This window comes from Pseudomonas sp. AF32, from assembly GCF_022342325.2.
Lineage (GTDB): Bacteria > Pseudomonadota > Gammaproteobacteria > Pseudomonadales > Pseudomonadaceae > Aquipseudomonas > Aquipseudomonas uvaldensis.
The window spans coordinates 238,928-261,591 of record NZ_RQJK02000004.1 but is presented as its reverse complement, the minus strand read 5'-3'; the positions used below and the strand labels follow the sequence as shown (position 1 = coordinate 261,591).

20 protein-coding genes are annotated in these 22,664 nt (G+C 61.8%); 6 read left to right on the top strand and 14 right to left on the bottom strand.

Features of this window, described 5'->3' with window-relative positions; translation table 11 throughout:
• Positions 1 to 31: 31 nt before the first annotated feature.
• From EGM97_RS06000 to EGM97_RS05990, 3 genes are all read right to left on the bottom strand, one after another.
• The gene (locus EGM97_RS06000; RefSeq protein WP_238964278.1) at positions 32 to 1,393 is read right to left on the bottom strand and encodes a DUF1329 domain-containing protein; all 1,362 of its coding nucleotides are present in this window, start codon (positions 1,391 to 1,393) and stop codon (positions 32 to 34) included.
• 18 nt (positions 1,394 to 1,411) lie between these two features.
• Positions 1,412 to 3,058: a DUF1302 domain-containing protein gene (locus EGM97_RS05995; RefSeq protein WP_238964277.1), complete on the bottom strand. Its 1,647-nt coding sequence runs from the start codon at positions 3,056 to 3,058 to the stop codon at positions 1,412 to 1,414.
• 92 nt (positions 3,059 to 3,150) lie between these two features.
• Complete coding sequence (locus tag EGM97_RS05990) at positions 3,151 to 3,918, bottom strand: coniferyl-alcohol dehydrogenase (RefSeq protein ID WP_238964276.1); 768 nt, start codon at positions 3,916 to 3,918, stop codon at positions 3,151 to 3,153.
• 270 nt (positions 3,919 to 4,188) lie between these two features.
• Between EGM97_RS05990 and EGM97_RS05985 the strand changes: the two genes are divergently transcribed.
• On the top strand, positions 4,189 to 6,018 hold the full coding sequence (locus tag EGM97_RS05985; RefSeq protein WP_238964275.1) for a sigma-54-dependent Fis family transcriptional regulator: 1,830 nt from the start codon (positions 4,189 to 4,191) through the stop codon (positions 6,016 to 6,018).
• 115 nt (positions 6,019 to 6,133) lie between these two features.
• Here the strand turns inward: EGM97_RS05985 and EGM97_RS05980 are convergent, their stop codons facing one another.
• From EGM97_RS05980 to EGM97_RS05965, 4 genes are all read right to left on the bottom strand, one after another.
• A complete protein-coding gene (locus EGM97_RS05980; RefSeq protein ID WP_238964274.1) occupies positions 6,134 to 6,799 on the bottom strand; it encodes a TetR/AcrR family transcriptional regulator in 666 nt (221 codons plus the stop codon).
• Entirely contained in the window at positions 6,792 to 7,727 is a 936-nt protein-coding gene (locus EGM97_RS05975) for an alpha/beta hydrolase (RefSeq protein ID WP_238964273.1), read from the bottom strand. Before EGM97_RS05975 ends, EGM97_RS05980 begins: the two co-directional genes overlap by 8 nt.
• Before the next feature lie 18 nt (positions 7,728 to 7,745).
• Positions 7,746 to 9,188 (bottom strand): coniferyl aldehyde dehydrogenase, encoded by a 1,443-nt coding sequence (locus EGM97_RS05970; protein WP_238964272.1) that lies wholly within the window; start codon positions 9,186 to 9,188, stop codon positions 7,746 to 7,748.
• A gap of 399 nt (positions 9,189 to 9,587) precedes the next feature.
• Complete coding sequence (locus tag EGM97_RS05965; protein ID WP_238964271.1) at positions 9,588 to 9,929, bottom strand: hypothetical protein; 342 nt, start codon at positions 9,927 to 9,929, stop codon at positions 9,588 to 9,590.
• Between the two features lie 270 nt (positions 9,930 to 10,199).
• Between EGM97_RS05965 and yghU the strand changes: the two genes are divergently transcribed.
• The 3 genes from yghU (at position 10,200) to EGM97_RS05950 (ending at position 12,021) form a co-directional block, all read left to right on the top strand.
• On the top strand, positions 10,200 to 11,039 hold the full coding sequence (gene yghU, locus EGM97_RS05960; RefSeq protein WP_238964270.1) for a glutathione-dependent disulfide-bond oxidoreductase: 840 nt from the start codon (positions 10,200 to 10,202) through the stop codon (positions 11,037 to 11,039).
• Positions 11,040 to 11,171: 132 nt separating this feature from the next.
• Complete coding sequence (locus tag EGM97_RS05955) at positions 11,172 to 11,705, top strand: cupin domain-containing protein (protein WP_238964269.1); 534 nt, start codon at positions 11,172 to 11,174, stop codon at positions 11,703 to 11,705.
• Between the two features lie 22 nt (positions 11,706 to 11,727).
• Entirely contained in the window at positions 11,728 to 12,021 is a 294-nt protein-coding gene (locus tag EGM97_RS05950) for a putative quinol monooxygenase (RefSeq protein ID WP_238964268.1), read from the top strand.
• A gap of 48 nt (positions 12,022 to 12,069) precedes the next feature.
• Here the strand turns inward: EGM97_RS05950 and EGM97_RS05945 are convergent, their stop codons facing one another.
• Positions 12,070 to 12,987 carry a LysR family transcriptional regulator gene (locus EGM97_RS05945; protein WP_238964267.1) on the bottom strand — a complete coding sequence of 306 codons (918 nt, stop codon included), beginning with the start codon at positions 12,985 to 12,987 and terminating at the stop codon, positions 12,070 to 12,072.
• Positions 12,988 to 13,119: 132 nt separating this feature from the next.
• Between EGM97_RS05945 and EGM97_RS05940 the strand changes: the two genes are divergently transcribed.
• Positions 13,120 to 13,908 (top strand): SDR family NAD(P)-dependent oxidoreductase, encoded by a 789-nt coding sequence (locus EGM97_RS05940; protein ID WP_238964266.1) that lies wholly within the window; start codon positions 13,120 to 13,122, stop codon positions 13,906 to 13,908.
• A 66-nt stretch (positions 13,909 to 13,974) separates the two neighbouring features.
• Here EGM97_RS05940 and EGM97_RS05935 read toward each other — a convergent pair whose 3' ends face one another.
• Complete coding sequence (locus EGM97_RS05935; RefSeq protein ID WP_238964265.1) at positions 13,975 to 14,382, bottom strand: VOC family protein; 408 nt, start codon at positions 14,380 to 14,382, stop codon at positions 13,975 to 13,977.
• A 186-nt stretch (positions 14,383 to 14,568) separates the two neighbouring features.
• A complete protein-coding gene (locus EGM97_RS05930; RefSeq protein WP_238964264.1) occupies positions 14,569 to 15,495 on the bottom strand; it encodes a Gfo/Idh/MocA family protein in 927 nt (308 codons plus the stop codon).
• A 304-nt stretch (positions 15,496 to 15,799) separates the two neighbouring features.
• Here EGM97_RS05930 and EGM97_RS05925 point away from each other — a divergent pair, with 304 nt between their 5' ends.
• Entirely contained in the window at positions 15,800 to 16,228 is a 429-nt protein-coding gene (locus EGM97_RS05925; RefSeq protein WP_238964263.1) for a DUF2628 domain-containing protein, read from the top strand.
• Between the two features lie 77 nt (positions 16,229 to 16,305).
• Here EGM97_RS05925 and EGM97_RS05920 read toward each other — a convergent pair whose 3' ends face one another.
• From EGM97_RS05920 to EGM97_RS05905, 4 genes are all read right to left on the bottom strand, one after another.
• Positions 16,306 to 16,689, bottom strand: coding sequence for a fe2+ zn2+ uptake regulation protein (locus EGM97_RS05920; protein WP_238964262.1), 384 nt, complete (start codon positions 16,687 to 16,689; stop codon positions 16,306 to 16,308).
• Between the two features lie 93 nt (positions 16,690 to 16,782).
• Complete coding sequence (locus EGM97_RS05915) at positions 16,783 to 19,920, bottom strand: multidrug efflux RND transporter permease subunit (protein ID WP_238964261.1); 3,138 nt, start codon at positions 19,918 to 19,920, stop codon at positions 16,783 to 16,785.
• Positions 19,921 to 19,939: 19 nt separating this feature from the next.
• Entirely contained in the window at positions 19,940 to 21,097 is a 1,158-nt protein-coding gene (locus EGM97_RS05910; RefSeq protein WP_238964260.1) for an efflux RND transporter periplasmic adaptor subunit, read from the bottom strand.
• A gap of 63 nt (positions 21,098 to 21,160) precedes the next feature.
• Positions 21,161 to 22,582 (bottom strand): diaminobutyrate--2-oxoglutarate transaminase, encoded by a 1,422-nt coding sequence (locus EGM97_RS05905; protein ID WP_238964259.1) that lies wholly within the window; start codon positions 22,580 to 22,582, stop codon positions 21,161 to 21,163.
• Positions 22,583 to 22,664 lie beyond the last annotated feature (82 nt).

Sequence of the window (22,664 nt, the reverse complement as noted above, 5' to 3'; positions counted from 1 at the left end):
GATGCTCGTGCCCGGCGCGTGGTGCAACGTCTTAGCGCAAACTGTCGTTGGCCATCGCATCCGGCGTGAAGAACGACGCCGGCGGCCGTGGATAGCTCTGGTATTGCACGTCCAGGTCGTTGGCCGACGAGTTCAGGAAGTAGGCGCCGGTCTCCAGGTTGTAGCTGCCCCACTGCATTTGGGCGGTCAGCACCGGCATCTCGGGGGCCAGCAGTGTCAGCGAATAGTTATGCCGTCCCAACTTGCCTTGGGCGTCATAACCATCGACCAGCAGCACTTGCCAGGAATCCTCATCCAGGTAATAGGTGCGCTTGGGCACCACGTGACGCTTGCCTTCCCTAAGGGTGGCGCTCACCACCCAGACCCGGTGTTTCTCCCAGCGCACCAGGTCAGGGTTCAGGAAGCCCGGCTTGACCAGATCGTCGCTCTTGGCCGCCGCCGAACGGTTGTTGTTATAAGGCACCAGCAGCTCTTTCTTGCCTTCCAGCTTCAGGTCGTAGCGGTCGGTCGGGCCGAAGATCATGAACGCCTCGTCGAAGAAACCGACGCCGGAGGTGACGAAGTCCGGGGTGTCGTAGGCGATGTTTGGCGCGCGCCGTACTCGACGCTGGCCCACCAGGTACTGCCAGGCTGCACGCTTGCCAGGGTCCATATCCCAATGGGTCATCAGGCCTTCGCCGGCCTTGGAGGATGGCAGCTCGGTGGCCAGTTTGCCGATGCGGAACTTGCCGGCGAATGTCTCCAGGCTCCCCTCCTTGAAGTAGTAAGGATCCTGGTACCAGAACCGTGCTCGTGTAGCCTGGATCTTCTTGCCGCCAGCAGTCATCAGCCAGGTGTCGAACGGCGCATAGAACGTGTCGGCACCCTGCCAGGACAAGCGATAGTTCCACAGCGCCTCGGTGCCGTTCTGCGGCAACGGGAACGGAATCCCGCCATAGGCGCCGCTGACTTTCTCGGTTTCCACCTCGACAGTGGCGCGGGTCGCGTTCTTCAGGGTGTTGTCATACACCCACTGTGGGGCGGCGGCACTGCGGTGGGTCGGGTAGACGTCCAGGCGATAGCCCGGATATTTCTGCATCAAGGCCTTGGTGCCATCGGCCAACAGATCGGCGTATTGCGCCATGTTCGCGGCGCTGATCGAGTACAGCGGCTTCTCGGCGGCGAACGGATCGGCGCGTTTGTCGCCGTTCTTGTAACCGGCGGGTACCTGGGTGTAACCACCCGTCCACGCCGGAATACTGCCGTCCTTGTTGGCCGCCCGCTCGGCGCCCATCGGGGTGAGGTCTTTGTTCAGCCGTGCAGCCTGCTCGGGGGAAACCGCCGCGTGCGCCAGGCTCGTACTCAACAAGGCAATGGCCAGGGCCGGGATACGCAAGGAAGATGGGTTTTGCATAGGGAATGAAACCTCTTATTAGAATGTGGTTTTCACGTACATGGAGACGAAATCGCGGTCGGCCAGGGATTGCGCATAGCTGAAGTTGCCGTCCTCACGCAGCCCCGCCCCGGTCTTGCCAAAGAAGTTCACGTAGTTGATGCCGAAGTCCCAACGCTGCAGGTAGGTGGCCTTGACACCGATGCTCCAGTCACCGGCGTGGGTATTGCCGAAGCCTGACTTGCTGACCGCCGATGAACGCCCGTCGAGGACCACGCCAAACCCCATCGGCACGCTGACGTCGAGCGCGTCAGCCACCTGGAAATAGGCCGGTTCGGCCAGCACCCGCAAAGCGGTGGCGTCGCGGGTGGTGTTGGAATCCAGCGCGGCACGGTTCTCGGTGACGCTGAGGGTGCGGTTCCAGGCCAGCTCGGCGAGTACCGAGCCACCGTCCCACAGGGCGTTGGGCGGCAGCAGGTAAATGGTCGAGAGGTTGACGTGAGCGGTCTTGCCCTTGGCGTACAAGGCGTCCCCGCTGTTGTCCGCCGCTGTGCCAGGCGCAACCACTTGCAGGTTGCTGACCAGGGGCGCGTCCCACCGCACCGACGTCTCGCCGGCGAAGTTGAACGGGCCATAGGCCGTGGAGAAGCTGGCCCCGACGGTCTTGATGTCTTCGGCATAGACCTGGCGATAGGAACCCAGGATCGGCAGTCCCGTGGCCGCCGCCGCAGGGCCATCCAGGTAGGCATACAGCGCGCTCGGCGCCTTGTCATGGTATTTGGCGGCGTAGAAACCCAGCTCCAGCTCGGTGCCTTCCGGTTTGTAGCGCAATTGCATGCCGCCCTGCCCCGAATTCCTGGCCTCGATGTCTGAGGCATGCACGGTGGTGTTGCCAAACACCTCGGTCCAGTCGCCTGAACCCTTGCCAATACCGTCGTTGTCACTCAGGTAGCTGCCGGCGCCCGGAAGATTGGAACGCTCCCACTCGAACTGATAGTAGGCCCCCACCGATAACTGGGGGGTGATCTGCAACTGCCCGGATACCTGATTGACCGGACGCAGGATCTCCTTGAACTGGGTGCCCGGCACGCTGAGCAGCTTGACCACATCGGTTGGACCCTGGGCGGCGGCGATGCCGTTGCCCCCGTAGAACAGGCTTTCGCCATAGATCAGGCTGTGCCGACCGAGGCGCACGGTACCCTGGCTCGCATCGCCGACGTTACCGCGCAGGAACACAAAGGCATCCAGTATCTCGGCGTCACGCCCATGCAGCTCGCGGGTGTCGTCGAGAAAGTGCGGGTTGGCGCTGTCGTCGGTGTCCTGGTTATAGACATTGTCATACCACGCTGCACCGCTGAGACGCAGGCCGTAGTTTTCCTTGCTCAGGTCCATCTCACTGAACAGGTCCAGCCGGTTGGAAACCAGCCCGCGACTGAAATTCTTGTCGCCCTGGCTCTGGATCGAGGGGTACAGGCCGCTCGCCGTCGGCGCGTTGGTCAGACGGTCATCGGCCCCTTTCAACCGCCAGGCCTGGCTGTACTTGAGGGTGTTGTCCCAGCGCAGGCGCCAGTCACTGTCGCCCAGGTCGATCTGAGCGGCCTGGGCTTGGGAAGCCAGGCCAGCGAGGCAAGCCGAGAGAGCCAGGGCCGAACGCTTGAAGCCCGGATAGCATCGAGAGTTGTGCATGGTGTTCCTCATTGTTCTTGTTGTCTGGAAACATGTTTTTTGGAAGAACCGGCAATGAGCCGCACGCAAATGCGCAGTTGGTGAACCCTCGTTCAGATGTAGGTGGAGGCCAGTCCCCCATCGACGGGCAGGTTGATGCCATTGATCCAGCGCGATTCGTCCGCGCACAGGAAGGCAATGGCGACGGCCACCTCATCGGCGTAGGCCGGGCGTTTCATGCGGTGGGCGTCGGCCTCGACGCGCGATTGACCGAGCATGCTGACGAAATCGCCGAGGATGGGCGTGAACACCGGTCCCGGCGCCACGCTGTTCATGCGCACCGAATGTTCCATGAACCAGGGTTGGGCCTGCAGGTAGGTCCAGACGATCAAGGCTTCCTTGAAATACTGGTAGCAGCTCTCCTTGGGCACCGGATGCTGGGCCAGCCATGCCTGCCCCTGGAAGAAACCCTCGATACGCGCCAGTTCCTTGTGCAGATCCAGGCGTTGCGGCCACTGGGCGCCGAGGATCGACGCCACATTGACGATACTGCCCCCCTCGGCGATGCGCGGCAGCACCGCCGTGCAGAGATGGCGCAGACCCAGGTAATTGACGTAGGCAACCCGTTGCGGATCGGCCGTGCCGGGCACCCCGGCGATGTTGCATAGCCCATCGATACGTTCCGGCAACTGGCGCACGGCGTCGTCGATTGCGTCGGGATGGCTGAGATCGGCCAGGACAAATCCATCCAGGCTCAGGTTCGGCTCGTTGCGGTCCATGCCGATGACGAGGGCGCCACGGGCACGCAGGGCCCTGGCCGTCTCGGCGCCGATACCCGAGGAAACCCCGGTCACGACGATCTTCTTGTTAGTCAGCTTCATACGGGTCTTCCCGGTTGATGCTTGTGCAACCCGCACAACGGTCGCCAAGCCATATTGTTATTGCCGAATAGTTAATATCGGTAACTAGTTGTAGCAAGCGATATGCCATCTCACGGTAAGGACAACCGGACCGCTCAAGCACGGGGTATACAGGGATTATTGAGCATTCACGCTTTCACACGGCGCGCTGCCGCAGGAGAAAAAAGTGATGATTTCAGCAAATTCATGCTGCACTATGCGCAATATGATTACTCGCATTAAGGGTTTCGCATGGCAGACAAGCTGATTTCCCTGGCGGAGCTTTCCGGCGAAGCCAAAAAGAAACCCGCCCGCGGCGCCAGTGAGCAATTGCCGCCAGGCGCCTCTCCCACGCTGCAGGACCTGACCGAATGCCTGATGTTCAGCCCCGGCGACGGTCGCATCTGGTTGAACGGCGCCCGCATGTTGCTGATGCACAGCAGCGGAATCGGTGCATTACGGCGTGAGTTGATTGAAAGCATGGGGTTGTCGCGGGCCCGAGGGATCATGCTGCGCACCGGTTATCATTGCGGCGCTCGGGACGCGGCACTGATCAAGGAGCGTTTCCCCGAGGCCGACTTTCTCGCGCTGTTCGCCGCCGGCCCGATCATCCATGCCATCGAAGGCGCGGTGAAGGTCGAGCCGGTGCACTTCGAATTCGATATGAACCTGGGCACCTATTACGGCGAATTCCTCTGGCACCATTCCAGCGAAGACGACGAACACATCGCCCAGTTCGGCATCGGCACCGAACCGGCCTGCTGGATGCAGACCGGCTATGCCACCGGATACACCTCGGCGATGGTCGGCCGGCTGATCCTCTATCGCGAGGTCGAATGCCGGTCCACCGGGTCGAATATCTGCCGGCTGATCGGCAAGCCCGCCGAAGAATGGGACGATGCCGAAGGCGATCTCGCGGACCTCAACGCCGAACCTTTTGTCAGCACCAGCGGACGTAGCCCGACCTCCCTCGGCCGTGGCGACAAAGGTGCACTGCCGGCCGAGCTGCAAGCCGCTCACCAGCCCACCCAGGACAGCGACATGGTGGGTATTTCTTCGGCCTTCAACGCAGCGTGCCACATGCTGCGTCGGGTGGCTCCGACCCAGGCGACAGTGCTGTTCACCGGTGAGTCCGGGGTCGGCAAGGAAATGTTTGCGCGGATGCTGCACCGCATCAGTCCGCGCCATGACGCCCCCTTCGTCGCCATCAACTGCGCCGCCATCCCGGAGAACCTGATGGAGTCGGAACTGTTTGGCGTCGAACGCGGCGCTTTTACCGGCGCAACCCAGTCACGCGCCGGACGTTTCGAGCGCGCCAACGGTGGCACCCTGTTTCTCGATGAGATCGGCACGCTCAGCCTGGTGGCCCAAGGCAAGCTGCTGCGCGTGCTGCAGGAAGGCGAAGTCGAACGGGTGGGCGGCAGCCGGACCCTCAAAGTCGACGTACGGGTGGTGGCCGCCACCAACGTCGACCTGCGTGCCGCCGCGCAACGGGGGGAGTTTCGCGAAGACCTGTTCTTCCGCCTGAACGTGTTCCCGATCCACTTGCCACCGTTGCGCGAGCGCAAGGAAGACATCCCGCTGCTGATGACGCACTTCCTGCATCGCTTCACACGGTTGCATGGTCGCCAGATCAGCGGCTTCACTCCGCGCACCGCCGATACGCTGCTGGCCTACGACTTCCCAGGCAATATCCGCGAACTGCAGAACCTGGTGGAGCGTGGCGTGATCAGCGCGCCGGATGGCGGTGCAATCGACCTGGCACACCTGTTCACCAGTGGCGAGCGGCTGGCGCAGCCGATGTTCTCCATTGGAAATCGGGGGCAACTGGCGGCGTCACCCCATGACCAGGCCCCGGCCTCCCGTACGGTGCCCGCGCACAAGGACACAAGCCATGAGGCGATCCAGGCGCTGTTTGGCGACAAAGACCTGAGCCGATTGTCGTTGCAGGAGGTCGAGGACACCTTGATCGATCATTGCCTGCTCGAGGTCAAAGGCAATGTCTCCGAAGCGGCCCGTCGCCTGGGCCTGACCCGTGCCCAGCTGTCCTATCGGCTGTCACGGCGTGACAGCGGTGAATAACCGATAGCAATAGGCATCTCCTGTGGGAGCGAGCCCGCTCGCGATGGCGGTGGCTCAGTCAACGAAGATGTCGGCTGAGATTCCGCTATCGCGAGCAGGCTCGTTCCCACAAGGGTCATGAGTGATGTTGCGGGTGGATAAAGCAGCGCCCGAACATCTCGAGGACGACATCGACCCGCTGGCCGATCTGTTCATCCGACCAGCACCGCTGGACGCCCAGGGTGAAGAGCTTGAGCGGCTGGCAGATCAACAGCGCGTCGATCAGCTCGACCGCCGGCTCGACATCCTCCTGGACAAGCAACCCCTTGCCGGCGGCCTTGCCCAACCAGCCCCGCAACAGGCTCAGGCAGCGCTCGGCTCCTTCCTGATACCAGATCCTGGCAATGCCCGGCGCGCTCTCGCGTCCTTGCGCGGCCATCAGATAGAGGCCCAACGCCAATGGAGACAGCGTCAGGCGCGCCCACAGCGTCAGGTACATGCGCAATTCGCTGAGCAGGTCCTGTGCACAGTCGATGCCGCTTTCCAATAGCAACTCAAGTGTCGACAAGTCCCGGGCGACCAATTGCGACAGCAACGCTTCCTTGCTCTGCACCAGCAGGTAGACAGTTTTTTTCGAGATGCCAGCGGTACGGGCGATCGCGTCCATGGTGACATTGGCAAAGTTGCCGCCGCCGACCGCCTCAGCCGCCGCGTCCAGCAACAGGTTCATCTGCTCCTGACGACTGCGCATCGGCGGACGGCCGCGACCGCGCCTGACGGGCTGCTCGGTGGTTTCAGGCATAAGCACTCTCGCTCTCGTTCTCCTCCCCCGCCCCGCTACGGAAAGCCTCGCGCAGGGCATCCTCGATGATTTGCCAGGCCTGCTGCGCCGAAGCATCCGGCCCCAGATGGGTGAACATATGGTCACAGCCCGGGAACATCTTCGCGTTCACCGAGACCCCGGCCTCGCGCAGTTTGTGCCCATAGGCTTCACCTTCGGCACGAAGGATATCGTACTCGGCGGTGATGAGAGTCGTGGCCGGCATGCCCCGTAATGCCTCGACTGTTGCCAGCAATGGCGATACCAGCGGGTCCCGTGCCTGGGCAGGGTCACTCAGGTAGCAACTGTTGAAGAAACGCACCAGGCCCGAGCCAAGTAGCGGCTTATCAAGGGACGAACGCTTGAGCGTCGGATCCTGAAGCAGATCCAGAACCGGATAGTCGATGACTTGATGCACCACCCTGAGCCCTTGATGCCCCCGTGCCAGATTGGCCACGCCAGTGGCCAGGTTGCCGCCGGCGCTGTGCCCGCCGACGGCGATGCGTTGGGGATCGATTCCCAGGGTCATCGCCTGTTCGGCCAGCCATTCGAGCACCCTGAAACTTTGGCGCAAGCCGGCGGGAAACGGATGTTCGGGCGCCAGGACATAATCCAGGTTGACCACCAGGCACCCGAGGTTGTGCGCCAGCAGACGGCAATAGCTGTCGTCATGTTCGGGCACACCGGCCACGAAACCGCCGCCATGCAGGTTCAGGTACACCGGCAAAGGGCGTGTGGAAGTTGTAACGGGCCAATAGAACAATGCCCGCGCCGGCCCCCAGGCCGTCGGGATGTCGATTTCGTCCACCGTGCGCAGCGGGTACTGCGCCGCGTCGTACGTAAACTTGGCTTTCATGCGCTTGGCCAGGGCGCGCAACAGCTTGGCCTTGACAGTGTTCAATACGCTCATGGTCAGGCTCCCGGCGGCTCATTCAGCCGTCAACAATTGATCCAGCAAACCGTGAATCATCGCGCCGTAAGGTGCGCGCATCGCCAGGTTGGACTCACCCGCCGGGCTCTGCACCACCACCGCCTTGGCATGGCTGAAGGTGCGAAAGCCATAGACGCCATGATAGGCCCCCATGCCGGAGTGACCGACACCGCCGAATGGCAGCGCCTCGAACAGCACATGGCTCATGACATCATTGATCACCACCGCGCCCGAGGTCGTGCGCTTGAGCACCTGCTGGCGCTCGTCGGCGTCCTCGCCGAAGTAGTAGGCCGCCAGCGGCCTTGGCTGAGCGTTGACGTAATCGATGGCGCTGTTGAAGTCGCGGTAGGTCTTGACCGGCAATAACGGGCCGAAAATTTCTTCACGCAGTACCTGCATCTGCTCATTGGTTTCGAGCACCAGGGTCGGGGCGATCTTGCGGACCTCGCGATCGCTCAAGTCTTCCCGGGCGGGATTGATCTCGATCAGCCGCGCGCCCTTGGCACGGGCATCGGCGAGGTAATCTTGCAGGCGGTCGAAATGACACGAGTTGATGATGGAGGTGTAGTCCGGGTTGTCCCGCAACGTCGGGTACAACGTGCCGACAAAGCGCACCGCCTCTTCGATAAAGTCCGGAAGCCATTCTTCCGGCAGCAGCACATAATCCGGCGCCAGGCAGATCTGGCCGGCGTTGAAGGTTTTCACGGTCAGCACCCGCTGAACCGCTGTGGCGAGATCGGCGCTACGCGAGACCAGCACGGGCGACTTGCCGCCCAGTTCCAGGGTCACCGGCACCAGGTTCTGCGAGGCGGCCCGCATGATATGCCGAGCCACTGCCGTGCCGCCGGTGAAGATCAGGTGATCGAAGGGTTGCGCGCTGAACAGCGCCCCGACCTCGGCGTCGCCCAGTACCGTGCTCAATTCGTTCTCGTGGAAATAACGCCCCACCAACTCGCCGATCAGCGCCGACGTGCGCGGAGTCAACTCTGAAGGCTTGAGCATCGCCCGGTTACCAGCGGCGAAGATACTCGCCAACGGTCCGAAGGCCAGCACGATGGGAAAATTCCACGGACTGATCACCCCTACCACGCCCAATGGCTGGTACTCGACCCTGGCCTGGCACCCGGGAAACGGGGCCGGATGGGACTGCGGCTGCATCCATTGGGCCAGGTATTCACGACAATGCTTGAGACTCGCCACCGACCCGGCGATATCGGTCAGCAGCGTCTGCTCGCGACTGCGATGGCCGAAGTCCGCGGACACCGCAGCGACGATCGCTTCACGGTTGTCCAGCAACAAGGCAATCGCCCGATCGAGGCGATCACGGCGCAGTTCCAGGTTCGCAGGCCCTTCGTCCAGGTGAGCCTGCTTCATGCGGGCGAGTGCTGCAGGGAGTTGTTCGGCGTGAGTCGTCGTGAATGAGTGACCGGGAATGCTCATGGTGTGGGTACCTGGTAATTGTTATTAGACAGTACTAATTATTCGAAAAGCAGCGACCTCCTGCCGCCTCGCAGGCTGAGTATGGCAAAAAAAACGGCAAAGGAAACCCTGAGGTTTCCTAATTTTTGTTGTTGAGAAGGCAACGCAACGCCCGAAAACAGGAGAAAGAAGGGAGAAGATGTGGAACGCAGCCGTCAGGAACAAGCCTGGCGGTTCGGGATTGAGATTTTGAAAACAAGTGCCCTAAGCCGAAAATAAATTAAACAGGATAACTATATGAAATCGACCGACTGGCGCCGCGTCGATAAAAAAAAGCCCCGTGACCAGGGTCGGTACGGGGCAAAGGGAATTGGTTGGTTGCGGCCAACCAAAGGAGCACAGACAAAACGTTCGGACCGGTCAGATGCAATCCTGCGCGGCACGCTCAAAACTCGACGGCAAGAGGCTCGAAGCCAACAACCGTCGCTCATAGACAAAAACCTTGCCGCCGTTTCCGGCCTTGTAGGCCTCCAGCACGTTGTCCGCCGCGACTTTACTTGGCACGACGATCCGGTAGCTGCGCTGCGTCTGCGAGACGGTCGGGTTGAGCGTACTGCCCTGTAATTTCGGCACGACGCAATCGGCGTATTCGGCGGGGGTCTTGTCGGTCACCAAAGTCAGGGACGGGTCGTTTGGCGCGGACGCACAACCGGCGAGCAGTACAGAGGCCATCGCCAGGACCGGAATGAATAAAAGGCGCATCGGGCTTTCCTGAAAATAAAGAGGGTTCGTTATGCGATGGTGGCGATTGTCCAATGCTCGGCAGCGAAGCAAAACTTGCTTTGCTTGATGATCACTATCACTTCAAGCAATAGTTATGGCATAGACCTTCCCAGCCGACTCCTATTCAATCGTGACGTTGGCCCTGCACGGTCATTGACCGTGCAGGGGCCGTTCACTTTTGCGGCTGCCGTGATTGCCGCAAGCAAACGACGCGAGCAAACGCCGCAAGCAAATGAAAAGGTACGTCCCATGAACGAAACGTCCTACACGCCCCCGAAAGTCTGGAAACACGAAGCGCCCTCCGGCGGTGAATTCGCCAACATCAATCGCCCCGTCGCAGGTCCAACCCACGAAAAAACCCTGCCTGTCGGCAAGCACCCGCTGCAGCTCTATTCCCTGGCCACCCCCAACGGCGTGAAGGTGACCATCCTGCTCGAGGAACTGCTGGCACTCGGGCATACCGGCGCGGAATACGATGCCTGGCTCATTCGCATCAACCAGGGAGACCAGTTCTCCAGCGGCTTCGTCCAGATAAACCCGAACTCAAAAATCCCGGCCCTGGTGGACCGCAGTGTCGAACCGTCGATCCGGGTCTTCGAGTCCGGTTCGATCCTTTTGTACCTGGCGGAGAAATTCTCGGCGTTCCTGCCCTCCGACCTGGCCGGTCGCACCGAAACCCTGAACTGGCTGTTCTGGCAAATGGGTTCGGCCCCTTACCTGGGGGGAGGCTTCGGACACTTCTACGCGTACGCACCGGAAAAGTTCGAGTACCCGATCAATCGCTTCACCATGGAAGCCAAGCGCCAACTGGATGTCCTGGATCGTCGCCTTGCCGAAAGCCGATACCTGGCTGGCAACGATTACACCATCGCCGATATCGCGGTCTGGCCGTGGTATGGCCAACTGGTACGCAACAACGTGTATGCGGCTGCCGAATTTCTCAGCGCGCACGAATACACCCATGTGCAGCGCTGGGCGGAAGAAATCGCCAAGCGGCCGGCGGTCATCCGCGGACAGCGCGTCAACCGGACGTGGGGGGATGAGGCCACTCAGGTGCCGGAGCGGCATGCGGCGCGGGATCTGGAATGATCGTGGAAACGGGCCTGCCTGGCTGACTGTCCAGCCTTGAATTCAATTCAACAATCATGTGCCGCCCTTGCCGCTTATCCAGCCCAGGATGTCGATTGATACTGGCCCCCTCAATCGACGCAAGAGGCTCCCATGAAACACTCACCCCTGCTCAAGAAAACCGTGTCCCTCGCCATCCTGTTGACTGCGCTGCAAGGTATACCCCAAGGCGCGATGGCGGCGAATGCCGGGCAATCCGCAGCCACGCCTGCGGTACCGGAGTTGATCAACCCAGGCCAATTCAAATGGCAGAAAACCATTCCCCAACTGGGGGACAGATCCCCTGAATACGCCATCCTGCACGCAGACACCGAAACCGGCCTGACAACGTTGATGTTCCGCACACCCGTGGCGGTGCACATCAAGCCACACACCCATGCCCGCGCAGAAACCCATGTGGTACTGGTGGGCGGCACTCATGTCTTTGCGTCTGAAGGCGTGCGCTATGACATCGAGAACGGTGGTTTCTTCCGTGCGCCGGGCGGGGTCGTACATGAAGCCTGGCTACCGGCCGGGTCACAGACGTTCAACATCCTGGAGAGTGGTTGGGTCGTGGACTGGATCAACGGCGGTCCGTCTGCCGAGGACGTTGACCAATACCCGCCGAAATCCACCGGCAAACGTTGATCGGATCACAAGGAAACCACACATGTCTGAACCATTGATCATCATCGCCCGCGCACGGGCGCGGCAGGGCCTGAAAGCGCAAATGGTTACCGCCCAGAAGGCACTGGTCGCCGCCACCCGTGGCGCTCCCGGCTGCATCAATTACGAACTGCACGAGTCCAACCATGAGCCCGGCCTGGTGACATTCTTCGAACGCTGGGCGTCCGTGCAAGCCTGGCAACAACACATGCAAAGCGAGGCCGTACGGACATTCCGGGAAACAGCCGGGCATTGCATCGAGGATTTCGAACTGGAAGAAATGCACCAGGTGGCATGACCCATCACTCTGGCAAAGCCGCAGTCCGAACACTGCGGCTTTCGTCGTTCAGCCCATCCGCCCGATAGAACTCAGGAAGGGCCCGATCCGCTCCACCATGAAGTCAATGAACACCCGCACCCGTTGCGGCATGTAGCGCTGGTTGCTGAAGATCGCGTGGATCTCTTCGGTGTCTCCGGGATTGTAGTCCCCGAGCAGTTCGACCAGGCGCCCCGCCGCCAGATCATGAGCGATATGAAACAAGCCCAGGCGGCTGATGCCCAGCCCGTTGATCGTCAACTGGCGCATGGTTTCGCCATTGTTGGTCAGGATGTCACCGCGGACTGCCAGGTAGTGAGTGTGGCCTTCCATCCTGAACGGCCATTCATCCCGCGAGCGCCGGAAATTGAAATTGAAGCAGCGATGGTTCACCAGGTCTCCAGGGACCTGTGGCACGCCGTGACGCGCCAGATAATCCGGCGAAGCGACCACGGCACGGCGACTGTGGCCCAGGTTACGCGCCCGGAAGCTGGCATCGTCCAGCGGGCCCATGCGGATCGCGACGTCGATGCGTTCGCGCTTGAGGTCCACCAACGCATCGGTCAGCGACAGATCGAGCGTGATGTCGGGATAGCGCTGGTTGAAGTCACTGATGATCGGTAACAACTGATGGGTGCCGAAGGGGACGGAGGCATTGATTCTTAACAAGCCGCCGGGCTTCACCGCGGTCCCCACCGCGTCCTGTTCCGCTTCCTCGATGTCATTGAGGATGCGTATGCAACTGTCGTAGAAACGCCCTCCCTCATTGCTGATGGTCAACTGCCGCGTGGAGCGCTCGAAGAGGACTACGCCCAGGCGTTCTTCGAGCCGCGTAATGAGTTTGCTCACTGCCGATGGCGTGAGGTCCAGCAGCTTGCCGGCTGCAGAAAAGCTGCCGGTTTCGACCACTTTGCTGAATACCAGCATTTCGCCGCTTCGGTTATCCATGCGCACCCAATCTATGAATTTATTTCCGCAATCATATTCCATTACACGGCCTTATCAACATAACCAAGGCTGCCCATACTTTCTCGCAAGCGAAACGATTCGCTCAACGACACTCGATCGCAGGAGAACAGAATGAACCTTGAGTTAACCGGCAAGACAGCGCTGGTCAGTGCTTCGACTTCAGGCATCGGCCTGGCTATCGCCACACAGCTGCTGGAAGATGGCGCCCATGTCATTATCAACGGCCGCAACGGCGATACGGTCGCCCGGCAGGTCAGTGAACTGAATCAGCGCTTTGGTGGCGAACGCGCCCTGCCCCTGGTGGCGGACCTCAGCCAGCCTGGCGGTGAAAAACTGGCCGCCGCGGCCTACCCGCAGATCGATATTCTGGTCAACAATCTGGGCACCTACGAACTGAGCGATTTCTTCAGCACTCGCGACGAAGACTGGCAACGCATGTTCGAAACCAATGTCTGGAGCGGCGTGCGGCTGGCGCGCACTTACATGCAGGGCATGCTGGAACGTGGCCAGGGCCGGGTCATCTTCATTTCCAGTGAAGTGGCACTGACGCCAATGGCGTCCATGGCCCACTACAGTGCGAGCAAAGCCACCCAATTGTCGATTTCCCGTAGCCTGGCGGAGCTGACCAAGGGCACCGCCGTGACGGTCAATGCCGTGCTGCCAGGGCCGACCGAGACGGACAGTCTCAAAGGCTTCATCGAGTCGGTGAACCCGGACCTGTCCTACGCTGAGGCCGAAAGGAAGTTCATGGCAGAAAATCGTCCTTCATCGTTGATTTACCGTCTGGCGAAACCGGCCGAAGTCGCCAACGTGGTGACCTTCCTGGCCAGCGACCGCGCCGCGGTCATCAATGGTGCGGCGATCCGTGCAGAAGGAGGAACGGTGCAGACCATTGCCTGATCGCGCACCATATCCCCGCAGCGCCAGGGCGGCATGTCCCGCCCTGGTCCGACAGCGGCCTATGTTCTATTGGCGCGCCTCGCAGTTGACCATCCAGGCAACGCCGAATCGGTCTTCGAACATGGCAAAACGTTCCGCCCAAAAGGTTTTTGCCAACGGCATGTGCACCCGGCCGCCCGCGCTCAAGCCCTGGAACAATCGCTCGGCCTCGTCCACGCTGTCGACGTTCAGGGACACCGATACGCCCTGCGGCTTCTGGAACGGCTGGCCCGGCGGGCAATCGGAGGCCATCAGGCTGAAGGCACCCACGGTCAGGCAGGTGTGCAGGATCAGGTTCGGATCCTTGGGCATGCCGGTCTCTTCAGGCGCCTCGGCAAACGACATGGAAAACAATTCGCCGCCCAGCACCTCCTTGTACAGGGCAAACGCTTCCTTACAGTTACCCTTGAAAGTCAGGTAGGGAATGATTTTCATGGTGGAACCTCCGGTGATCGGTTTTCACGGTTGATGGGATCTGCGCGGGCCGTTGCTTTCTGCTCGCCTGCCCATAATCGAATGACCATGGACGAAATCGACAACCGTTCAAATTATCTTCGACAGATGGAACCGGACAGGGCCGGGTTTCGAATCCGGGCCCTGCTTTTGCGGCATGTCTGATCTTCAGTCGTAGAACGGTTCAACCAGCGTGCGGCTGCCCACGAAGAAGCTGTCCGCCACCAATCGCAATGGCTGCAGGTCCAGGTCGCTGGTTTTGTCGGCGATCAATTGCTGGAAATGCCGATAAACCGCCGCGTACTCGCCCTCTTCCGAAACCGCCTGGCGCACGCCGTCGATGCTCAACAGCGCTCCCCCATTGTCCAGCCGCAGGGTGCCTTCGGCGCAGCGAATCTCGATGCTCCAGAGTTCATCATGACCATGGTCGAAATCGAATTCGGCGCGGATGTCCAGGTGGCGAGCGTCCGACATCCGGATGCTGGCGGCAATGGGCGACTGGCAATTGTCGGGGACACGCAACTCGGCCGACTCGACAAACAGCGGCAAGGGCAGCAAATGGGTCGCAATGGACAATGCGTTGATCCCCGGATCGAAGACGCCCAGGCCTCCGGGTTGCCAGATCCACGCCTGACCGGGGTGCCATTTGCGCACATCTTCCTTCCAGTCGATCTGCACGCTCTGCACGGTCCGGCTGGCCAACCAGTCCCGAGCGGCCCCGATACCCGGCGCATAGCGCGAATGCCAGGCAAACAGCGCGCTGACGCCGTGTCTGCCGGCCTGGTCCACCAGCTCCATGGCTTCTCCCAGGGTGGCGCACGGCGGTTTCTCCACCAGCACATGCTTGCCTGCGGCCAACGCCTGCTGCACCAACGCGAATCGACCCTGTGGCGGCGTACAGAACGCAATGGCGTCGACCTGCGGGCCGTTGTCGAGCAACTGGCCCAGGGACTGGAAGTTCTCCACGCCGGCGCAGGGTTTCCCCTGGGTAGCGACGGCCACCAGCTGGAACGCCGGGTTGGCCTGGATGGCGGGAACGTGTTGGTCCTGGGCAATCTTGCCATAGCCCACCAGACCGAGACGAATCGGTTGCATCTGGGACTCCTGATTTTTGTACATTGGTTTATGTAAGGGTCGGGCAGCAAACTAGACGTAATTGCCGTGGCAGACAATGGCTACGTTCGAATGGCTAGGTTCGGGATGGCTACGTTCGGGATGGCTACGTTCGGGTTGGAGATGCGCCGCGCTCTACAGGAAAGTGATACGTGTCACAGATCGGACAGTCGCCAAGGCTGGCGATGCGGTATTTTGCCGCCTGAACGCTTATAAAGCGTGCAGTGCGAGCGCAGGAAATCCGGAAGAACGACTCACCCCTCATGGACCCCAAAGGAGCGACAGAATGAGCAGCAGCGAGCAATTGCAAGATATCGGCAAATACAGCGCCAAATGGCAGGAGCGTTTCAACTTCTTTGAAACCTACGGAGCGCCCAGCGATCCGCGCTACAAGGAAGCCATGAAGAAGCTGCCTGACTTCAAGAAGAAGATCCTCATCAACGCCAACATCATCGCCTTCTTCTTCGGCCCCATCTATCTGTTCGTCCTGGGCCTGTGGAAGAAGAACCTGGCCATGATCGGCCTGATCATCGCGATCAATATCGCCCTGAGTGTCATTTTCGCGATCATGGGCATGGAGGTTCCAAGGCCTCTGAACACCGGCCTGAGCGTCGCGTTTTCCATGACCTACGCGATGATGACCAACTACGCCTACTACCTCAAGGAAGTGAAAGGCGAGCAAGGCTGGAACCCGTTCCAGGGCATGCGCTTCTGATCCCACGCCCGGCCACTCAAGAGCCCGCGCCCCGTTACAGGGAGCGCGGGCTCTGCATTTCTGCGCTCCGTATGGGCTCAGCCGATGTCCCCGTCGATGCCCAACTGCAATATCCCCCGGGCATCGGTGGTAAAGCGGTAGCGCTTGTCCCACCGGTAGATCACATCTTCCTCGCATAACCGTCTCAGCACTTCCCTTATGCTGATCAATGACAGCTGTGCAGCACGCTCGCCCAGGGAGGCATGCAGCTCTCGCGCCCCCATGGCCTGGTTCGCTTCGGCGGCGATCAACAGGGCCTCGATCACCTTCAAACGGATCAGGCTGGTGCGCAACCCATAGAAACGCAGCAGTTCACGAATACGCCGATTCGTGTTGCGCTCATGCGCGAGAGGCTGCCGGACGATTTCAAACTGTCGGTGCAGCGATGTAACGCACGGCAACAAGGCCGAAGGGTCATTCATGGGAAATCCTTTTCAATTACCTGACTGGATGAGAACGGCTAACGCGCAACGGTCGCTGCGGACCTTCACGCCGCGGGCTCATCCTCCAATCGTCTACCGCCCCGCTTCCTCGGGCACTGACGCGCTGACCACACCCCGACTATGCAGACGCCGGGCCATGGACAGTACCCAGACAAAAAACACCGGCACATACACCATTCCCAACACCGTCGCCGCCAGCATGCCGCCAACGACGCCAACGCCAATGGCGCGCTGGCTGGCCGCCCCGGCTCCACTGGCCAATGCCAGGGGCAATACGCCCAGAATAAAGGCCAGGGAAGTCATGACAATCGGTCGCAAACGCAGGCGCGTCGCCTGGGCCGCGGCTTGAGCCAGGCTGGCCCCTCGGTCGTGGAGAGACTTGGCGAACTCGACGATGAGGATGGCGTTCTTTGCGCAAAGACCGATGATGGTGATCAGCCCGACCTTGAAGTAGACGTCATCGGGCATGCCCATCACCGTCACCGCCAGTACCGAACCGAGCATGCCCAGTGGCACCACCAGCAACACCGCAAAGGGAATCGTCCAGCTTTCATACAGCGCGACCAGCACCAGCAGGACCATGGTCAAGGACAAGCCCACCAGCCAGGGGACCTGGTCGCTGGCTTGTTGTTCCTGCAAGGAAAGTCCCGCCCATTCCAGGCTGAACCCCGAGGGCAACTGGCGAGCGATGCTCTGCAACGCCGCCATCGCCTGGCCGGTGCTATAGCCCGATGCCGCCTCTCCGGAAAAACGCAACGACGCCGAGCCGTTGTAGCGTGCGATCTGCAAGGGCCCGACCTGCCACTCAAAACGACTGAACGCATCCAGCGGCACCAGACGTCCCTGCCGGTTGGGCACTTGCAGGCGCAGCAGCGCATCCGGAGTTTGTCGACTGCTGCCATCCGCCTGGATGATCACCCGCTGCATCCGCCCCTGGTTGGCGAACTCGTTGATCTGTTCCGAGCCCAGGGCGGCGGCCAGCGCCGAACTGATCACGTCGAAACTCACCCCCAGCGCCTCGGCTTTTTCACGGTCGATGCTGACATTGATCTGCGGCGCATCGGCCAGGCCATCTTCCGACAGATGCCCGATCTGCGGTGCCGCCTTGGCGCCCTCGATCAACTGATCCCGGGCCTTGAGCAGCGCCTCGCGCCCCCTGCCCGCCAGATCCAGCAGGCGCAGGTCGAAACCGCTGGACGTGCCCAGGCCATCCACTGGCGGCGGCACCACGCTGTATAACGTGCCATCCGGGATGTTCTCGAAGGCCTCGTTCGCCCGCTCGGCCACCTCGTCACTGGCCTGCCCGCTGCCACGCAGCGACCAATCCTTGAGGGTGACGTATGACAATGCCGCGTTGGCGCCCTCTCCGGAGAAGCTGAAGCCCATGATCGCCAGTACGTGGTCGGTGGCGGGTTGCGCCAGGGCATAGTCCTCCCACGCCCGCACCGTCACGTCCGTACGCGAGGCCGAGGCCGCGGGCGGCAACTGGATATCGGTGACGATGTAGCCCTGGTCCTCCGCCGGCAGAAACGAAGACGGCAGCCGGACATACGCCAGGGCCAGTACCAGCAGCAACACCAGGTACACCGCCATGCTGCGACCGGTACGCCGGACCCAGCTCGCCCCCAGCCGCTCGAAGCGCCCGGCCAGGGCATCGAAACGCCGGTTGAAGGCCAGCGCCCAACGGTGAGCGAGGGTCCGAGGGTTCGAGTCACGAGGCTTGAGCAGGGTCGCGCACAGGGCCGGCGTCAGGCTCAGGGCGAGGAAACCGGAGAACAGAATGGAAATCGACAAGGTCATGGCGAACTGCTGGTAGATCACGCCCACCGAGCCGCCCATGAACGCCAGCGGCACGAACACCGCCGACAACACCAGCGTAATGCCGACAATGGCCCCACTGATCTGTTGCATGGCCTTGCGGGTCGCGTCCCTGGGCGACAGGCCCTCCTGGGCGATCAGCCGCTCGACGTTTTCCACCACGACGATAGCGTCATCCACGAGGATGCCAATGGCCAGGACCATGCCGAACAGGGTCATCATGTTGATGGAGAACCCCAACGGGGCCATGAGTGCAATCGTCCCCAACAGACAGAACGGCACGGTCACAGCGGGAATCAGCGTGTAACGCAGGTTCTGCAGGAACAAGAGCATGACCAGGAACACCAGGACCATGGCTTCGGCCAGGGTGTAGAGGACCTGCTCGATCGCCACATCGACGAAGTACGAGGTGTCGTAAGGCACGCTCAAGGCCATGTTCGCCGGCAGCGTACCCGACAGTTGCCCGAGCCGCGCCTTGATCGCCTCCGCTGCCTGCAACGCGTTGGCACCGGGCGCCAGTTGTACCGACATGGCCGCGGCCGGTTTGCCGTTCAGGCGGGCATCGAAACGATAGTCCTTGCGTCCCAGCTCGACCCGCGCCACATCATGGATCCGCACGCTGGAGCCGTCATCGTTGGCTCGCAGCACGATGTTGCCAAACGCCTCGACCGATTCGAGCTGCCCCTGCACCATCACGGTCGCGGTGATGTGCTGCTCGGCGGGCCCTGGGCGCTCTCCCGTGCTGCCGGCAGGCACCTGCACATTCTGCGCGGCGATGGCCTTGCCAACGTCGGCCATCGACAGGTTGTACGCCACGAGCCGGGCCGGATCGACCCAGATCCGCATGGCCCGTTCGGAGGTGTACATCTGCACCCGCCCGACCCCGGGGACGCGACGAATTTCATTGTTGATGGCGCGGGCGGCATAGTCCGCCAGCACGACGGAGTCCTCCTGTGCGTCGATATAGGACAGGGCATACACCAAGAGGAAATTGGAGCGCGCCTGCTCCACCTTCAGGCCTTGCTCGATGACGGCTTGAGGCAATCGCCCGATCACTCGCTGCAGGCGATTCTGCACATCGACCTGCGCCATGTCGGGGTCGGTCCCTGGCGTGAAGGTAACGGTGATATCGGCCCCGCCATTGGCGCTGGTGGACTCGTAGTAGATCAAGCCCTTCAGGCCGTTGAGTTCTTCCTCGATCAGGCTGGTGACGTTCTGCCCCACGATTTGCGCGGAGGCCCCTGGGTAATTGGCGCTGACGCTGATTTGCGGTGGCGCCACGTCCGGGTACTGGTTGACCGGCAGGGTACGCAGGGTCAGCAGGCCTGCCAGCATGACGAACAGGGCGATGACCCAGGCGAAATTCGGACGCTTGATGAAAAATTCCGGCACGGTTGTTTTCCCTTGACCGTCAGTGCCGAGCCTGTTGCTCGGCCAGAGTGAGGGGGCTGACCCGCGTCCCGGCGTCGAGCTTGTCGACCCGCTCGATCATGACCTGCTCGCCCGCCGACAACCCCTGGGTGATCTGCCAATTGGAACCCTGCATCACACCGGTGCTGACCACCCGTTCGCGCACCACCCCGCCGCCGTCCACCAGCTTCAATCGAGCCTGGCCGTCGGCCCCGCGTTGAACCGCCTGTTGCGGAACGAACAGCGCCTGCGGATCGACCCCGGCCGGGGCCTTGACGCGCACATACATGCCAGGCAACAACAGGTTGTCCGGGTTGGGAAATTCGCCGCGCAGGGTGACTTGGCCCGTGCTGCGATCGACGGAGATATCGGAAAAGACCAACTTGCCTTGGCGCAACCGGGGCGGATCACCCACCTGTACCGTCACCTGCGCCGAGCCACTGCCATCCTGGGTCAGGCGTCCGTCGGCCAGGGCTTGCTGCAGCGCCACGACTTTGTCGGCGGATTGGGTGAAGTCGGCATAGATCGGGTCCAGTTGCTGGATTCGAGCCATCTGCGTGGCCTCGTCCTGTCCGACCAGCGATCCCTCACTGACCAGGGCCCGACCGATACGGCCACTGATCGGAGCCCGCACCTGGCAATAGCCCAGGCTGAGCCTGGCGCTGTCCAGGTCGGCCTGGGCGGTCAGGCGGTTGGCCTCGGCACTCTTGAGGTCCGAGACCGCGTCATCGAACGCCTGGGGGCTGATGGCATTGATCGCCACCAGTTCCTTGAAGCGCCTTGCCTGGGCCTTGGCTCGATACACATCAGCCTCGGCCCTGGCCAACGCGCCCTCGGCCCGCATCAGCGCAGCCTTGAACGGAGCCGGGTCGATGCTGAACAGCAACTGCCCTGCCTTGACGTCGGCCCCCTCCTGGAAGTGCCGGGTCAACACCACGCCGGCAACGCGGGCGCGTACTTCGGCAATGCGTACCGGCTCGATGCGGCCGGGCAGCTCCGTGGTCATGGCCAACGCCTGCGGCTGCACGGTCAATGTCTTGACCTGTGGCACCGGCACATCACCTGCGGTGGAGGCGGGCTTTGGCTCGCCGCAACCGCCTATCCCCAGCACTGCCAGCATCAGCCAGGCGTTTTTATTCGAGGCAAGAACCCTGGGCATCGTCGCTCCCTGTCCATGAAAAAGGGCCTGCCGGACACCTGGCAGGCCCTGTGCAATGTTCGATCAGCGAGCGGGACGCTCATTGATCGTGCTGGCAGCACGGAACAGGATTTGCGCGACGAAATCAATCTCCTGCTCGGTGATGATCAACGGCGGCAGGAAGCGTACGGTCGCGCCATGGCGACCTCCCAGTTCGAGAATCAGCCCATGTTGCAGGCAGGCCTGCTGGAAGGCCTTGGCCCTGGCAGTGTCCACCGGCGGATGGCCCTGCACGTCCGGAGTACCGTGGGGGTCGACGACCTCCATGCCGAGCATCAGGCCACGACCACGCACATCGCCGATCCAGGCGAACTCGCTTTGCAGGGCCAACAGGTGTTTGCGTAGATGCGCACCCACCGATTCGGCGTGCTTGACCAGGCCCTCATCGCGAATGAAGCGCAAGGTCGCGGTACCCGCCGCCATCGCCAGTTGGTTGCCTCGGAACGTCCCGGCGTGAGCGCCCGGCTGCCAGACATCCAGCGAGTCGTTGTAGACCACGACCGACAGCGGCAGCCCGCCGCCGATGGCCTTGGACAAGGTGATCACATCCGGCGTGATGCCCGACTGCTCGAAGCCGAACATGCGTCCGCTGCGGGCGATGCCGCACTGGATCTCGTCGACGATCAGCGGGATGCCGTGGGCCTGGGTCAATCGGCGAAGCTCCTGCAGCCAACGGTCAGGCGCAGCGATCACGCCGCCCTCCCCCTGGATCGGTTCGAGGATCATCGCCGCCGGCGCGGTCACGCCGCTTTCCGGGTCGTTGAGCAGATGTTCGAGGTAACGCACATTCAGCGTGATGCCCTGATCGCCCGCGACGCCGAATGGGCAGCGGTAATCGTGAGGGTATGGCAGGCGCTGTACCCCCGCCATCAAGGCGCCCAATGCGTTTTTCGGCGACAGGTTACCGCTGATGGCCAGCGTGCCCAGGGTCATCCCGTGGTACGCGCCTTCGAACGCCAGGACCGAGTGGCGTCCTGTCGCGGTGCGGGTCAGCTTGAGAGCGGCCTCGACCGCATCGGCCCCGCTGGGGCCGCAGAACTGGATGCGTGCGTGGCGAGCGAACTCGGCCGGCAGGCACCCGAAAATTTCCTGGACGAATGCGTCCTTGACCGGCGTCATCAGGTCCAGGGTGTGCATTGGCACACCGGCGGCCATGACCTGGGTGATGGCCTGGACGATGACCGGATGGTTGTGCCCCAGCGCCAGCGTCCCGGCACCGGCCAGGCAATCGACGAACACTTGCCCCCGGCTGTCCTGCACATAGATGCCGTGAGCCCTTTCGAGCACCAGGGGAATGCGACGCGGGTAACTGCGGGCATTGGATTCCTGCTGTTGCTGACGCTCCAGCAAGGGGGTCGGATCGAGGCAGTAAGGGTTCGACAGACCGGTGTGCAACAGGCGTAGCTGTTGCGCGCCACCCGTCGTGGCATTCGAAAAAGTACTCATGATTTCCTCCATGGAGGCTGGGTTTGGAAGGGAACGAACAGCCTGAAGACAAACATCCGTGACACTGCAAACCGGGCGCGGG

Excerpts from the sequence above, each read along its gene's own strand:
- EGM97_RS06000 (WP_238964278.1), bottom strand. The coding sequence starts at position 1,393 with ATGCAAAACCCATCTTCCTTGCGTATCCCGGCCCTGGCCATTGCCTTG.
- EGM97_RS05995 (WP_238964277.1), bottom strand. The coding sequence starts at position 3,058 with ATGCACAACTCTCGATGCTATCCGGGCTTCAAGCGTTCGGCCCTGGCT.
- EGM97_RS05990 (WP_238964276.1), bottom strand. The coding sequence starts at position 3,918 with ATGAAGCTGACTAACAAGAAGATCGTCGTGACCGGGGTTTCCTCGGGT.
- EGM97_RS05985 (WP_238964275.1), top strand. The coding sequence starts at position 4,189 with ATGGCAGACAAGCTGATTTCCCTGGCGGAGCTTTCCGGCGAAGCCAAA.
- EGM97_RS05980 (WP_238964274.1), bottom strand. The coding sequence starts at position 6,799 with ATGCCTGAAACCACCGAGCAGCCCGTCAGGCGCGGTCGCGGCCGTCCG.
- EGM97_RS05975 (WP_238964273.1), bottom strand. The coding sequence starts at position 7,727 with ATGAGCGTATTGAACACTGTCAAGGCCAAGCTGTTGCGCGCCCTGGCC.
- EGM97_RS05970 (WP_238964272.1), bottom strand. The coding sequence starts at position 9,188 with ATGAGCATTCCCGGTCACTCATTCACGACGACTCACGCCGAACAACTC.
- EGM97_RS05965 (WP_238964271.1), bottom strand. The coding sequence starts at position 9,929 with ATGCGCCTTTTATTCATTCCGGTCCTGGCGATGGCCTCTGTACTGCTC.
- yghU (WP_238964270.1), top strand. The coding sequence starts at position 10,200 with ATGAACGAAACGTCCTACACGCCCCCGAAAGTCTGGAAACACGAAGCG.
- EGM97_RS05955 (WP_238964269.1), top strand. The coding sequence starts at position 11,172 with ATGAAACACTCACCCCTGCTCAAGAAAACCGTGTCCCTCGCCATCCTG.
- EGM97_RS05950 (WP_238964268.1), top strand. The coding sequence starts at position 11,728 with ATGTCTGAACCATTGATCATCATCGCCCGCGCACGGGCGCGGCAGGGC.
- EGM97_RS05945 (WP_238964267.1), bottom strand. The coding sequence starts at position 12,987 with ATGGATAACCGAAGCGGCGAAATGCTGGTATTCAGCAAAGTGGTCGAA.
- EGM97_RS05940 (WP_238964266.1), top strand. The coding sequence starts at position 13,120 with ATGAACCTTGAGTTAACCGGCAAGACAGCGCTGGTCAGTGCTTCGACT.
- EGM97_RS05935 (WP_238964265.1), bottom strand. The coding sequence starts at position 14,382 with ATGAAAATCATTCCCTACCTGACTTTCAAGGGTAACTGTAAGGAAGCG.
- EGM97_RS05930 (WP_238964264.1), bottom strand. The coding sequence starts at position 15,495 with ATGCAACCGATTCGTCTCGGTCTGGTGGGCTATGGCAAGATTGCCCAG.
- EGM97_RS05925 (WP_238964263.1), top strand. The coding sequence starts at position 15,800 with ATGAGCAGCAGCGAGCAATTGCAAGATATCGGCAAATACAGCGCCAAA.
- EGM97_RS05920 (WP_238964262.1), bottom strand. The coding sequence starts at position 16,689 with ATGAATGACCCTTCGGCCTTGTTGCCGTGCGTTACATCGCTGCACCGA.
- EGM97_RS05910 (WP_238964260.1), bottom strand. The coding sequence starts at position 21,097 with ATGCCCAGGGTTCTTGCCTCGAATAAAAACGCCTGGCTGATGCTGGCA.
- EGM97_RS05905 (WP_238964259.1), bottom strand. The coding sequence starts at position 22,582 with ATGAGTACTTTTTCGAATGCCACGACGGGTGGCGCGCAACAGCTACGC.